The following is a 13,807-nucleotide window of genomic DNA, read 5'->3' on the forward strand; positions in this document are numbered from 1 at the left end:
AGTTACTTACAGTAGAATTTGCAGTTCAAAGTCCTTATTGCAACAAGGACATTTAACTGTATGCTTTCCCCTCGTTCGTCGCAAACGAAGTACCTTCTTGCAATGTGGACATTTGCGAAAACGATGTGTTTTAATTTCTTTAATTCTGCGAATCATCAAAGAACCTGACACTTTAACAGGTTTCCAAATCTTCATAAACTTTTCATTTTCCATGCGTCTTTTGTAAACATTTCGAGATAAGGCCCTGAAAATAGTCCAAATCAGAACAGCGGACATCAAAATCCTAATAATAGCAGAACTGATAAAAGCATTAGCAACTATTAAAACAAAATATACCACAATCAAAGCATTATACAGTTGATCTGTACCATATCTGCCATACATAAACTGTGCTAATTTATTTTTTAAATTTCCCATTTTACTCACTCCTCATTAATACGGTAGTCATTAGCAACCACAGAATATTTTTGCAAAACAAAAGCCTAAACATAGTTTGATAAAACTGTTTATGGGCATGCCAAAGTTTTGGCTTTGCTACTGATACACACGACTGTTATTTTGTATTTGACTTAATATTCTTTGATATTCAAAACTATTTGGTTCCGTATGAACTGCTGTTTTGCGTGATTTAGGGATATGATTTTGTTACCCACACCGGAATTTGCAAGTGCACTGTAATAGTACCACTGTGCACTTCTGCTTGCAATACTTTCCAGCATATTGATTTAGATATTGTGCTGCAATGCGCTTATATTACCTTTCAAACAGTCTTGTAGAATTACAGAAGCTTATACTTATAAGAATGATGAAATCAGTAATGGTAAAATTTATAGTATAATGTAAGCAAGAGTATTTTTTTAGGTGATTATATTGATTATGGTGAATCTTCTAAATAGGTACTTGAGCTTTTTATGGAATTAAATGATGTATTTGAAGAGTTATCAATAAATATAAAAGAATTATTTAAATAAATGTAATTGATGATGAGACAATTTGAGTAGAAGGAATTATTAAGTGCTCAATGGGCCGTTGTTTAAAATATAAAGCTTGGTTATAATATAGATGTTCAAAAAGCTATCAAAATGTAATAAACATTTTGATAGCTTTTTTATTTTTTAGGTTATGTTTAATAACAGTGTTGATAATATGGCAATTTTTAAGGGAAGCCAAAAATGGCTTTCCTTAATTCACATTTTATAAACATTGTTCATCATTCGCTAAGTCCTAATAGAATAAATTCTATATTTTATCGAATTTATAAATATTATAAAATTTATTCTAAATCAAATGTAAACTCAATTATTGAATTTTCATCCGAATCAATATTTTCTACAAATACTTTATCAATTACTGTTTCATAAATTTCATTATGGCAATTTAATTCATCAACTGCACCATCAAATTCCTTCTGGTCAAACATCCTGCCAACAGTTAAATGAGGACAATATGTTACCTTTCTAAATATAAACTTTTCTAATAATCCACTATATAACTTATCATGTAATTCAATAATATTATCATTCCCTTTCTTTACATTAAGAAATAAATATCCATCTCTATAATCACCTGTAATGTTATTAAGCATGATGTTAAATTTTTTTATGCATTTCAATGACTTATTGAAATGCTCTTTTAATTCATTTATTGTCAAATCACTTTCAAATGGGAAAACGATTGAAATATGAGGTCCAATGTAATTTGCAAGTGGGTCGTACTTTCCTCTTATATTGTTAATAGTATCGATGTTATTAAACTTTGGAAATAAAATTACTGCCCTTTTCAATTAAATCACTCCTTTGTAATTCGTAGAATTCTGTAATCATTCATCTTTTATTTTTTCCTATGCAATAAAATAAATATTTCATTAATTTTACAAATTAAGTCAAAAATACTATTAAAGGTTCATAGGAATAAAAGGAATAATATATCCTAATGCATAATGAAATACTATTGTATCTGTATTTAATTATACAACATAGTAATGTGATTTTTCAAATATTTAACATAATTAAATATAAATTGCTTCCCTAATTTTAAAATCTTTTAACCTTGCATCAGAATTTTTAAATTTTAAAGGCAAATTTTTATCTTTGGCGAATGATACTATGCAAATGTGATTACAAAAAAAGCAAATAAGAAAATGAGGAGCATTCCTGTTATGAATTAAAATGAGGAGGTTGGATTTTAAAATGGATAAAGTGAGATTATAGTCAGTTGTGAATTTTGATAACTGATGTAGCTGAGACCTAATATTTGCAATCAATAGAAATATATTCTATAATAAAACAAATGGAGTATTATTGGATATTGAGAAGAAAAGAGTATTTATATAAGAGACAGATTAATATAAATTAGTAATGTGATATTCTCATACCCATAAAATCATATATTAAATCGAGGTGAGAATTGAATGACAAAGAAAATCATGCTGGAAGACAGTCTGGAATTATCCCATGCAGAGTAAGCAATAGTATAAATTACTTCTGTATGGGGGCAATAGAATAACTAGCTGCTTAACTCTGCACTTTATTTATAAAAGATAAATAAGGAGCGGATATTATGAAATATTTAAATGCGGCGGAAGTATTACCGGAATATTTGTTATTTGAAATTCAAAAGCATATAAAAGGTGAAATCTTATATATACCTAGTGGAGAAAAACAAATAGGATGGGGAGAAAAAAATGGTTCTAGAGGTTATTTTGAAAATAGAAATAAACAGATAAAACAACAATATAAAAATGGCTATGATCTAGAAAAAATATCACAAGAATATGGATTAGCATTTGAAACAATACGAAAAATTTTATATAAAAAGTGATATGACTGGGGTTTGGAAATATACCAACCCCAGTTTTTTTTAGGTGTAGAATGATTATAGATAAAGTCGGAATTTATTATTTATTGAGTTGCGTATATAATGATGACAAAGGAATAATCTGTAATTTAGTACACAGGTAAAATATTTAAAATCACTAGGAGGAAATAAAATAATGAAAATATGCTTTGAAGAATTTAAAGATGAAATTGATACTCTTGTAGAATTTTTAACATCAGATACTTGGGAATTTTATGGAACACCCAGCCCAAATCCAGAAAGGATTAGAGCGAGCTATGAAAACCAGTATTATACTGGGGATGACTGCAAAACATTTTGGGTTATTTTAGACCAGGATACAAAAGTGGGAATGATAAGGATTCATGATTTACAAGATGGTGACCCCATGTTTGATATAAAAATTTTGAGCAAGTACAAAGGTATGGGAATTGGGACAATTACTGTCAAGTGGCTTGTTGATTATATATTTAATAATTTTTCTGATAAAGAAAGGATAGAAGCTGATACAAGGCAAGATAATTATGCTATGAGATGTGTATTCCATAAGTGTGGTTTTGCTAAAGAAGCACACCATCGAAAAGCATGGGTAGGTAACGATGGAATACCATATGATGCAATTGGTTATGGCATTACAAAAGAAGATTGGCAAAATGGAGAAACCACCCCAGTAAATTGGAATGATTTTAAGTGTTAAGTATATAAATACACAATATTATTAAACAGTAGCAACCTCGGTCGCAAGCTCCTTCAGAAAATTTCCCGGGGGCACGTTAGTAGAAAGTTATCAAAATGTAAAACACATTTTGATAGCTTTTTTAATTGAAATATTTTACAAGGCAGATTTTTATCTTTGGAGAATGATGCCATGTAACCTCACAAAACATGAAAAAACTATAGCAATATAAGCAGAATGAATTATTTATGGTTATTAAATGAAATTAATTGGTACAATGTTATTATATAGTTTGTATTAAAAGACTATGAAAAATTTTGTAAAATTATGATTTAGGAAGGAGAAAAATATGCAAAAAATAGTTCCTCATTTATGGTATGACAAAGAAGCCAAAGAAGCGGCAACATTCTATACCAGTTTATTTGAAAACTCTAAGATTTTAAACGAGACAGTTATCGGAGATACCCCTTCAGGAAATGTGGAAAGTATAAGTTTTGAATTAGCAAGGCAAGAATTCGCTGCAATAAGTGCAGGTCCTTATTTCAAATTTAACCCATCGATTTCACTTATGGTAGCTTGTGACTCTATTGAGGAAGTGAATACTAAATGGAAAGCATTATCAGAAGGTGGGATCGAATTGATGCCACTCGCTGAATATCCATTTAGCAAGTGGTACGGCTGGATACAAGATCGTTATGGGCTGTCCTGGCAATTGATGCTTGTTGATAGTGGGCAAAGGGTTCAAAAGATTACACCAAATTTGCTTTTCTCAAATTCTTCATGTGGAAAAACCGAAGAAGCACTGAAGTATTATGCTGAGGTTTTCGAAAATTCAGAAATAGGCTTAATAAGTAGATATGGCAAGGATGAAGCGGAGTCATCAAAAGCTCAAGTAAATTATGCTGCTTTTAAGCTTTGCGGTCTTGATTTTTCGGCCATGGATAATGGATATGATGTAGATTTCAATTTCAATGAGGCATTTTCACTCATTATAAATTGCGAGGACCAAAAGGAAATTGATTATTATTGGGATAAACTTTCTGCTGTTCCTGAGGCAGAGCAATGTGGATGGGTAAAGGACCAATTTGGTGTATCATGGCAGATTGTGCCATCAAATATGGAGGAAATATTAATGCATGGTACAAATGATGAAATTAAAAGAGTAACAGAGGCTTTTCTAAAAATGAAAAAATTTGATTTAAATGCTTTGGAGAAAGCACGTTTAGGACGTTAACTTAAACAGTTATTATACATGAAATACGTAGATTACTACAGGTAATAGTGATACTACTAAACCGAAAAGTAAGTAAAACTATGTACAGTAAAAAACCATCTGAATTCCAGATGGTTTTTTTATATCCGTTGCTCTTTTTAAGTAAATATAATATACTGTTATTAGATAATTAGACAACTATCTAATTATCTAATAACTAAATAAAGGAGAGATTGTATGTCTGCTTTGAATTTGCCATTTAAAGCTTTAGCCGATCCAACTAGGCGGAAAATCATAATGCTTCTTAAGAAAGAATCCCTTACTCCTGGTGAAATAGCGGAGCATTTTGATATAACAAAACCGAGTATTTCTCATCATTTGAATATGTTAAAACAAGCTGACCTTGTAAGTGATGAAAGAAAAGGGCAGAACATTTATTATTCATTAAATACCACTGTATTCCAAGAAGTTATTGGCTGGTTTTTTGATGTAACTCATTATAACGAAGGAGATGATCTTAATAATGAAAAAGATTCTTAAGTTTATAAAAAAGGATTGGTTTATTATCGCTATAATTGCCTTAACTTTTATTGTTAGTTTATACTTTTATCCAAGCCTTCCAAACAAGATTCCAAGCCACTGGAATATTAAAGGACAAATTGATGGTTATTCGGGTAGATTTTTTGGAGCCTTTGGAATTCCTTTAATGAATTTAGCTTTTTATTTTCTATTTATATTTCTACCGTATGTAGACCCTAAAAAAGCAAATTATGCAAAATTTCCATCTGCATATAAATTAATAAGGTATTCTTTCCATATGCTCTTTGCAGGTATTCAGGCTACAGTGTTGCTAGTTGCACTTGGATATCATATAAATGTAGGTATGTTTGTAGGATTAGGTACATCTTTATTATTTGTTGCGATAGGAAATGTCATGGGAAAATTCAAGCATAATTATTTTGTTGGAATAAAAACTCCATGGACTCTTGCAAACGAAGAAGTGTGGGTTAAAACTCACCGAATGGCTGCACCATTATGGGTAGGTGGAGGTATTATATCTGCAACCTTTGCAATATTTGGAGGCGCAACTTCTTCTTTCATAGCTTTAATGGTAATAGTATCTGTAATTTCCATTGTTCCAATAATATATTCTTACGTTATATTTAAAAAGCTATAGGGAATATAAATAACCTCCAATATGTATTATAGTGGATAGAAATTTAGTGCCTATCCATTTTTTTTTGATTGCGAGCAATCCAACAGATGTAAAAGGCTTAAAATAATAACTCCACTTTTCACCTGTTGAACAGGTTATCAGTAAATAGGAGACTATAAATGATATAATGTTCCCAAATGCACCTACAGGAAAATCATGCGTTTTCTTACAAATAAAAATTAAAAAAATGTGAAATATACATATACCAAAACAAGAAATGACAATAAGAGATACTATGGTTAATAATTTTTAAAAAGGACAAAATACTATTAAAAATTATTATCGAGGTGATAAATTTGAAGAAATTCTTAGTCACTACACTTTTAGCGTTATTAATAATTTTTATCATACCATTAAATGTAATTGCTTTTTCGGCTACTAGTATTATGGATTCCGACATGAAAAATCATGATAAAGCTCATGGACATTCAAGAGAAGAATTGTACCATGCTGTCAAAAATCAATCTGAGAAATTTATTAAGGCAGTCTTTAGCCAGAACGGAGAAGTTAAAGCCATAGCATCATATATCGATCCATCTTCTATAAAATTTAATGAATACATCATTAAACGTTCAGTTATAGCCAATAATCCAAAACAAGCTTATGCAACATCATATCCTGAAAGCTACAAACTTATAGAAGTAATTGAAAAGGACACTACAGGAGACAAGATCAATGACAAAATTAAAATCCTTGCAGATGAAAAAAATCAAGGTTATGTGGTTGAAATAGTGCAACATAATGGAAATACATATAGACTCAAACCCAATGCAAAAAACTATGGGTTTATAGCTCCTTATACCCCATTCTGGAAGTTAAATATGATAGTTGCGGATGTGAACAATGATAATATACCAGAAATAATAACTTGGGGAAGTATGACACATGAAAATGATATATATTTTTATCAATGGAATGGCTCAGAATATAAAATAATATTTAGTGGGTTTTATACGGGATTTATGTTCGAGGATATAACAGGAGATAAGATAGCAGAAATAGTAATTAATAATAGTCTATATGGGTCGGGGTATGAACAAATATACTATCAATGGCAAAAAAATCAGTACAAAAAGATTTACTATGATTTAGATGCAGGTATGGGGTTTGATAAAATAAAAATTTTGTTGAGTATGCTAAATAGTGTACCTCCAGAGGACATTAGTTCAACTGAAATAAAATATTTAGATGATATTTTCACAAAAGAATGGATTGCTGATAAACGTAATATTGAATTCTTGAACCAGTTAAAATCAAATATATTATCAACTCAGCTAATAGAATACATTGATGATAAAGCAGAGTACAATAGTAAAATTACTGCTAATGATGCAATAGCGGTTAAGTGGAGAATTAAGGTGCTAATTTTTAAAATAAATGGTACGACAATATTTCCAGAAGAAAAAATAATTGAAGTAAAAACAAAACTTGTTAATATTGAGGGAAAAGATTATAAAATTGATGATATTAAAATTCAATAGCATTTACTAATTCTATGTAGAAACCTTATAATTGAAATATTTACTTTACCTCAAAGTAGAAATAATTATAGCAACCCAAAAGGTTGCTATAATTATTTTTCTCAAACTAAAAAATTAATTTGCAATATTTTTTATAACCATAGAGAGTATTAGTTCTTATAAGTATTTTTTTATATCCTCAATTTTTTCTAAATCAAAGATATTCGTTGCTATCAGATCAATAGACTCCTCAGGCAAATTTTCAATATTTTCTATATAATAATCAGAAAGTCCATTAAATTTTTCAATTAGCTGCTTTATAAGAAGTTCGGATTTGCCCTCTTTCTTGCCCTCTCTTTTATATCTTGGTCTAATAAAAATATGGCTGAGGCAATATTTTTAAACTCACACAAATACTCCTTAGAGTATCTGTTAATATCTACTAGTATATATTTAAAGTCCAAAATATTATCTCCAAACAATTGACTACCAGTTATAATATCCTTAAAATTTCTAGCAGAGGTCCATTTGTTAGTACCATTGTAAAGAACGATAGGAACGACTGCAGGAAGTCTAAAACTCTTTCTTTTAATTTCTTTTTTTTTATTATATAGGAAACAGCTTGCGGAAGTGGCTGTGGATAACATTTATACTCGACGGTAGGGAGATTTTGTTCTTAGGGTGACTCAGATCAAAACCTTTGAAAGTTGTTTTTTTTTGTGAGATATCTGAAAAGCGGATGAGCATTTTCTCCTCTTACATCACTCTTCTTGAACAATTGAAAACTCACTCCATAATTAAGTGTGCAGAAATTCTTTATTTCATGACTTTCACCCGGTTCCTGCTCGGAGAATTGATTACTAGGAAAGTCCAGTATTTCGAAGCCCTCATCTTTATACTGTTCATAAAGCTTCTCCAAGCCTTGGTACTGCGGTGTAAATCCACACTTGCTTGCCGTATTAACTATAACCAGTACCTTTCCCCTATACTGTTCCAAAGAAACTTCATCACCATCAATTGTTATTGCTTTTAAATCATAAATTGACATTTTTTCCTCCATTTTATATAAATTATCTATATTATAACGCGCGACTTAAACTTTCGTAAGAACTATAATCTTATTCTAGAAATTTGCATTCTAGACATCCCATAAAAAATAATATTATCATACCTTTTGAATTAAAAACTTTATAATTATTGTGTTAATAATCTCCAATTAGTTTCATATGATTATATAGTATTCATAAAATTTATTAATCTGAAATATAATTAGAATATATTAGAAAACTGTTGAAGTTAAATTGTCTGCCTTAAAAGCAGGCAGACAAGTATAAAAAAGCAAGAAATTTAAAATTGGAAGGAGGAGAATATTTTGAAGGTTATAGTAATCGGTGGTGGATGGTCTGGTTGTAGTGCAGCAATTACAGCAAAAAAAGCTGGTGCAGAAGTGGCATTATATGAAAAAACAGATATGCTTTTAGGGCTTGGTAATGTAGGTGGTATAATGAGAAATAATGGAAGATATACTGCTGCAGAAGAAATGATAGCATTAGGGGCTGGAGAGCTAATACATTTGACTGATGAAAATAGCAAACATAAAAATATCGATTTCCCGGGTCATAAAAATGCATGGCTTTGCGATGTAAACAAGATTGAACCAGCGGTGGGAAAATATTTAAAAGCTATGGATATAGAAGTAAACATGATAACAAGAGTAATAGATGTTAAAAAAGAAGGCAATAAAATAAAAGGGATATATTTATCAGATAAACAATATATTGAAGCAGATGTATTTATAGAAACTACCGGTTCAGCGGGCCCAATGAATAACTGCATAAAATATGGTAATGGCTGCGCAATGTGTATTTTAAGATGTCCAGCTTTTGGTGGAAGAGTAAGCATAAGCAATAAAGCGGGTATTGAAGACTTAAAAGGAGAAAGGGAAGAAGGCGTTTTTGGAGCTTTTAGCGGTTCTTGTAAACTAGCTAAGGGTTCATTAGCTGGTGATATTGTAGAGCAACTGGATAAAACAGGAGTGGCTATTGTAAAAGTTCCAGCAGAAGATATAAATTTAGATAAACTTAAACAAAAGGTATGTCAGCAGTATGCCCTAAAGGAGTTTGCAGAAAATTTGGTTCTAATAGATACAGGTGACGTTAAGCTCATGACTCCATTTTATCCATTAGCAAAATTAAGAAAAATTAAAGGATTTGAAAACGCAAAATATGTAGATCCATATGCAGGTGGAATTGGAAACTCAATAAGATATCTATCTATAGCTCCAAGAGAAGATAGTATGAAGGTTATAGACCTAGATAATTTATTCTGTGCAGGAGAGAAGGCAGGTTTATTTATAGGTCACACAGAAGCTATGATAACAGGGGCTTTAGCAGGACACAATGCAATAAAAGACTATCTAGGAATGCCTCTTTTGATATTACCACGATTACTAGCAGTTGGAGACATAATCGCTTATGTAAATGAAAAAATGAAATCTGAAGAAGGAAGAAGAAACAGATACACCTTTTCGGGAGCAGAGTATTTTAAGAGAATGCAGGAAATAGGACTTTATACTTTGGATATAGATACAATTAGTGAGAAAGTAGAAAATTTAAACTTAACTAATATATTTAATGAAAAACTTATATAGAGTAAGAAGTGGAAAGGTCAGCCTCAAAGGTTGACCTTTTCATATAAATTATGTTCTAATCATTTTGAAAAAAGTATACATATATTACAGTTATTTAAGAGGAGGAATTTACATTATGGATAAACAACAATTTGGAGTTATGGAAATTGGTATAATGTGATATTGTTATAATGACCGATGAACCATCAAAAATAGTTTCCGAGATTAAAATAGCAAAAGGAACAAGAAGAATTGCTTGGCAGAATATAATTTTTGCAATGGGAGTTAAACTTATATTCTTAGCACTTGCAGCCGTATATTATGTAGTCCTGTACCAATTGCCATGAAGAATGCTACTTTTAAATATCTCTGCTTTTTACTATTCAAGCCTTCAAAATTATGATGACTAATACCACTATCAAGTAATAGGGCTGTAATAAGCCCAATAAATATACCAAGGGTTTATATATACATTACTGTTTTCAAATGACTCTGGGATTAAATCAAAGCAAATTATAGCAAGCATAAGTCCACCAAGAAACCCTAATACAGTACCTTTAACTCTTCTGTCATTATCTGTAGTTATAAAACAAAGTAGCAGTCCTACCATTGTTCCAATCCATGCAGTAAAAAATCCTATACTACTTATGTGAATAAGCAAATTCAAATGAGTAAACATCAAAAAACTCTTCCAATATTTTAAATGATAATATAATTAAGTCTATGCAATGTAAAAGGTAGGATAGAATATATAACAATAGTTAACTGAAAAATATGGAATGAAAATTGACTTAATAAGTCTAAATCACTTATAGTTATAGGAATAATATTGTATGAAGAATAAAGAATATGTCCATAATAAAAGGTTTTACCTTGTCAGAGAAAATTATTATAAAAGCAAGCATATTCAAGTTTAATGTATATTTGAAAAATAATAAAGTATGAAAACTATGATATTAAAAAAAGCGCTAAATTAGAATAGAAATATTCAAAGAAATACATCAAAGCTAAGTATAGCTACAAGAACTTAGCTTTGATAGAAATCAATTAGAGGTTACTTATATTTAACATAGACTAAGACTATTGTATAAGTCATTGAAATCCGTAGCTTCCGTATAGTCTGTAGGTATCTCAAAGTACTTTATGTCAATAGCTTGCTCATTAAGCATAGTAAATATTTCTTCCATGAATATACCCATTTTACCACTAATGCTACAGGTGGGGCTCTCATTTATTCCTAAAATAAATGGAGGCTTAACAGGCACCGGTACAGACTTCTTATTTATATGGCTTCAAGAGGTTGGAAATAGCATATTTATATCTTCTTTTATAGCTAAAATCACAAGTAACTTTTTAGTGAAGGCTTATAATGATGGCAAAGCTGGCTATAACATAGGGATAACTGTAAAAATCCATGCTAGGCAAACTATAGAACATGTGCATTTTATTCCTCGGTATATAGGGTATGTGAGTAATCTAAGGGGTAAGGTGAGAAATTTAAAAGAAAATTTGATGGAAGACGATGAATCGGCATTAGTGCCATTCATTATTTTTTTGCCATTTATCAGTTATATGTAAGATACAATCACCACAACTGCTAATTGCTTAAGGTGGGTTTGCAGCAATTAAATTTAATTAAAATTTTGTGAAATTTAACAAGAATTTAATTAACACTTAACTGCAATATCTAACAATAGGCTGAATGCATGGTATTCCCTTTAGAATGTATCTAATATCATGTATTAAAGCAAAAATAACAAATTTAGAAATTATATGCTTATTATGGAGTTCAAAATAAACTAATTCATGGGAGATAACAAGTATGGAACCTAAAAATATTCTGGAATCACTAACTGAATCTACTATTAAAAAAATCAAAGAAAAAATAGTTAATCCTTTTAAAAAATAATTATTTATGGAACAATCTAATTTACCACTTAGACAAATCTATAGGTTTTCAATTATCGGAACAGGACCAATAGATTGTGAAGTTATAAATACTTTATGAGATTTAAGCGGGGGGGATTACTTAATGAGAATTGATTTAACTAAGGGAAATATTTATAAGAAACTTATAATTCTAGCAATACCTATCATTGCAAAGTGGAGTATTTACGGTTATAGGAATGATTATAGCCAGGATACTATCACAGTGGGGATCAACTCCTATTGCAGTGCAAAGCGTTGGGTCACAAATAGAATCAATAACATGGATGACAGATGGAGGGTTTCAAACTGCATTAAGTGCCTTTGTAGGGCAAAATTTTGGAGCGAAAAAGTGGAACAGAATTTATAAGGGGTATTTTATAGCTTTAGCTATTATTTCAATTATTGGAACAATTACCTACTGTCTTTTAATATTTTTTCCTAGTCCTATTTTTTCTATTTTTATTTCGGAAAAAGCGGTAATAAAGGATGGCATAGTGTATTTGAGAATACTTGGAATTTCACAGCTTTTCATGTGTGTAGAAATGACAACAGCAGGAGCCTTTAACGGTCTTGGAAGGACAATGCCTCCTTCAATAGTAGGTATTGTGCTAAATATGCTTAGAATACCAGGAGCACTTCTATTGTCAATGTTTTTGGGACTTAGTGGCGTATGGTGGAGCATCAGCATTAGCAGTATACTAAAAGGTTTAATATTAACAAGTTGGTTTATCATATTTCTAAAAAGACATCAAAAGCATTATACAGTTGATCTGTACCATATCTGCCATACATAAACTGTGCTAATTTATTTTTTAAATTTCCCATTTTACTCACTCCTCATTAATACGGTAGTCCTTAACAACCAGCAAAGGATGAATGATGCACCGCTCACTTTCCGCCAAATAGATTCTAACATTTTCGATAAACCATTGCAAGACTCAACCATTTGTGTGTTATCATTGATCTTCAATGATTTTTTGGTGCATTTAACAGCTTATTTCAGTACTGAAGTGTCATTTTTATCAAGCTTTTTCATAATTGCTGATGCCTGATAAATCAACTGTTCCCCATGATCCTTTATGGTAGATTCTTCTTTATTTTTTGCATCCTCGGCAGCGAACTGCTTTGCATTACGAATAGCTTAATCAATTTCTGGCTGACTGAGGTTTGAGGAAGCAGTAATATTAATGTTTTGTTCTTGGAAGCGTTGTGTTACGATCAATTTTTTTCAAAAAAACGCCGCCCAAAGTTTCGATGCTCAGGGAGCGCGGCGTTACATCTAAAAGCAACAAGCCTTTTACAATGGCGAACATACGGATTAAAATGATTTATATTTTGCAATATTAAAATGAATTGCTCATTTATCTAAGGATAAGTATTTATTGCTTATCCCTTATATTTTCTTGTAAGGCTTAAACAGGGTGTATCAGCTCTGACACATATCTTTTATTTCTTTGATGGTTGTAAGTAATTGAGGTATAATGATATTAAGTATATAAATTCATAAAAACAAGTGAGGATAAGTGACATTCAAACAATTTCACTTACAAAAGTAGGGAGAAATGATCCTTGTCCTTGCGAAAGTGGTAAGAAATATAAAAAATGTTGTGGAAAATAGTAATTAAATGAAATTGCTGAAATAACTAAAATGCCAATAGAATCACAGAAGCTTATACTTATAAGAATGATGAAATCAGTAGACAGCGTGACAGGTGGCATGTTCGGAAACAGAATGTATCTTGAATTATTAAGAAATAATTTTACTGGAACTGGTGTTGTTTCAGAAGTTATGGAGAAAATGTAATATTTTCAACATAGAACCGCTTAATTAAGTTATTTATATTATAAT

General features: G+C 30.5%; 19 protein-coding genes and 1 pseudogene. 12 read left to right on the plus strand and 8 right to left on the minus strand.

Translation table 11 applies throughout. The features are described 5' to 3' along the window. Positions 1-6: 6 nt before the first annotated feature. Positions 7-417, minus strand: coding sequence for a hypothetical protein (locus G9F71_RS10110; RefSeq protein ID WP_164948398.1), 411 nt, complete (start codon positions 415-417; stop codon positions 7-9). Between the two features lie 856 nt (positions 418-1,273). Continuing rightward, positions 1,274-1,783 carry a 2'-5' RNA ligase family protein gene (locus tag G9F71_RS10115; RefSeq protein WP_164948397.1) on the minus strand — a complete coding sequence of 170 codons (510 nt, stop codon included), beginning with the start codon at positions 1,781-1,783 and terminating at the stop codon, positions 1,274-1,276. Between the two features lie 776 nt (positions 1,784-2,559). Here G9F71_RS10115 and G9F71_RS10120 point away from each other — a divergent pair. The 6 genes from G9F71_RS10120 (at position 2,560) to G9F71_RS10145 (ending at position 7,421) form a co-directional block, all read left to right on the plus strand. Further along, complete coding sequence (locus G9F71_RS10120) at positions 2,560-2,820, plus strand: CD3324 family protein (protein WP_164948396.1); 261 nt, start codon at positions 2,560-2,562, stop codon at positions 2,818-2,820. A 172-nt stretch (positions 2,821-2,992) separates the two neighbouring features. Then, on the plus strand, positions 2,993-3,532 hold the full coding sequence (locus G9F71_RS10125) for a GNAT family N-acetyltransferase (RefSeq protein WP_164948395.1): 540 nt from the start codon (positions 2,993-2,995) through the stop codon (positions 3,530-3,532). Between the two features lie 328 nt (positions 3,533-3,860). Next, entirely contained in the window at positions 3,861-4,745 is an 885-nt protein-coding gene (locus tag G9F71_RS10130; protein WP_164948394.1) for a VOC family protein, read from the plus strand. Positions 4,746-4,961: 216 nt separating this feature from the next. Beyond that, positions 4,962-5,264, plus strand: a complete 303-nt coding sequence (locus G9F71_RS10135; RefSeq protein WP_164948393.1) for an autorepressor SdpR family transcription factor — start codon at positions 4,962-4,964, stop codon at positions 5,262-5,264. Next, positions 5,248-5,901 carry an SdpI family protein gene (locus tag G9F71_RS10140; protein ID WP_164948392.1) on the plus strand — a complete coding sequence of 218 codons (654 nt, stop codon included), beginning with the start codon at positions 5,248-5,250 and terminating at the stop codon, positions 5,899-5,901. Before G9F71_RS10135 ends, G9F71_RS10140 begins: the two co-directional genes overlap by 17 nt. Before the next feature lie 335 nt (positions 5,902-6,236). Next, positions 6,237-7,421, plus strand: a complete 1,185-nt coding sequence (locus G9F71_RS10145) for a VCBS repeat-containing protein (RefSeq protein WP_164948391.1) — start codon at positions 6,237-6,239, stop codon at positions 7,419-7,421. A gap of 156 nt (positions 7,422-7,577) precedes the next feature. On the opposite strand, the gene G9F71_RS27580 is transcribed toward G9F71_RS10145, so the two are convergent. The 3 genes and pseudogenes from G9F71_RS27580 to G9F71_RS10160 all read right to left on the minus strand — a co-directional run. Further along, positions 7,578-7,781 carry a DUF4351 domain-containing protein gene (locus G9F71_RS27580; protein WP_164948459.1) on the minus strand — a complete coding sequence of 68 codons (204 nt, stop codon included), beginning with the start codon at positions 7,779-7,781 and terminating at the stop codon, positions 7,578-7,580. Continuing rightward, positions 7,718-8,047 (minus strand): Rpn family recombination-promoting nuclease/putative transposase, encoded by a 330-nt coding sequence (locus G9F71_RS10155; RefSeq protein ID WP_164948390.1) that lies wholly within the window; start codon positions 8,045-8,047, stop codon positions 7,718-7,720. The genes G9F71_RS27580 and G9F71_RS10155 overlap by 64 nt, the downstream gene beginning before the upstream one ends. 19 nt (positions 8,048-8,066) lie before the next feature. After that, positions 8,067-8,448: pseudogene (locus G9F71_RS10160) on the minus strand (glutathione peroxidase); the annotation flags it as partial. 324 nt (positions 8,449-8,772) lie between these two features. Between G9F71_RS10160 and G9F71_RS10165 the strand changes: the two are divergent. Both G9F71_RS10165 and G9F71_RS10170 read left to right on the plus strand, forming a co-directional pair. Continuing rightward, entirely contained in the window at positions 8,773-10,050 is a 1,278-nt protein-coding gene (locus tag G9F71_RS10165; protein WP_164948388.1) for an FAD-dependent oxidoreductase, read from the plus strand. Positions 10,051-10,220: 170 nt separating this feature from the next. Further along, the gene (locus tag G9F71_RS10170) at positions 10,221-10,376 is read left to right on the plus strand and encodes a hypothetical protein (protein ID WP_202017899.1); all 156 of its coding nucleotides are present in this window, start codon (positions 10,221-10,223) and stop codon (positions 10,374-10,376) included. A gap of 71 nt (positions 10,377-10,447) precedes the next feature. On the opposite strand, the gene G9F71_RS10175 is transcribed toward G9F71_RS10170, so the two are convergent. Together G9F71_RS10175 and G9F71_RS27270 are read right to left on the minus strand one after the other, a co-directional pair. Then, complete coding sequence (locus tag G9F71_RS10175; RefSeq protein ID WP_164948387.1) at positions 10,448-10,711, minus strand: hypothetical protein; 264 nt, start codon at positions 10,709-10,711, stop codon at positions 10,448-10,450. Between the two features lie 382 nt (positions 10,712-11,093). Next, positions 11,094-11,216 (minus strand): hypothetical protein, encoded by a 123-nt coding sequence (locus G9F71_RS27270; protein ID WP_258881144.1) that lies wholly within the window; start codon positions 11,214-11,216, stop codon positions 11,094-11,096. Here G9F71_RS27270 and G9F71_RS10180 point away from each other — a divergent pair. After that, on the plus strand, positions 11,215-11,607 hold the full coding sequence (locus tag G9F71_RS10180; protein ID WP_187353441.1) for a hypothetical protein: 393 nt from the start codon (positions 11,215-11,217) through the stop codon (positions 11,605-11,607). The genes G9F71_RS27270 and G9F71_RS10180 overlap by 2 nt on opposite strands. Positions 11,608-12,125: 518 nt before the next feature. Then, a complete protein-coding gene (locus G9F71_RS10185; protein WP_224626307.1) occupies positions 12,126-12,752 on the plus strand; it encodes an MATE family efflux transporter in 627 nt (208 codons plus the stop codon). Positions 12,753-13,142: 390 nt separating this feature from the next. Here the strand turns inward: G9F71_RS10185 and G9F71_RS10190 are convergent, their stop codons facing one another. Further along, on the minus strand, positions 13,143-13,271 hold the full coding sequence (locus G9F71_RS10190; protein ID WP_164948385.1) for an Hsp70 family protein: 129 nt from the start codon (positions 13,269-13,271) through the stop codon (positions 13,143-13,145). Positions 13,272-13,471: 200 nt separating this feature from the next. On the opposite strand from G9F71_RS10190, the gene G9F71_RS10195 reads away from it, so the two are divergent. Both G9F71_RS10195 and G9F71_RS10200 read left to right on the plus strand, forming a co-directional pair. Then, complete coding sequence (locus G9F71_RS10195; RefSeq protein WP_268036263.1) at positions 13,472-13,576, plus strand: SEC-C metal-binding domain-containing protein; 105 nt, start codon at positions 13,472-13,474, stop codon at positions 13,574-13,576. Between the two features lie 30 nt (positions 13,577-13,606). Next, on the plus strand, positions 13,607-13,762 hold the full coding sequence (locus G9F71_RS10200; RefSeq protein WP_164948384.1) for a hypothetical protein: 156 nt from the start codon (positions 13,607-13,609) through the stop codon (positions 13,760-13,762). Positions 13,763-13,807 lie beyond the last annotated feature (45 nt).

Source organism: Clostridium sp. FP2 (assembly GCF_011065955.2).
Taxonomy (GTDB): domain Bacteria; phylum Bacillota; class Clostridia; order Clostridiales; family Clostridiaceae; genus Clostridium_AD; species Clostridium_AD tagluense.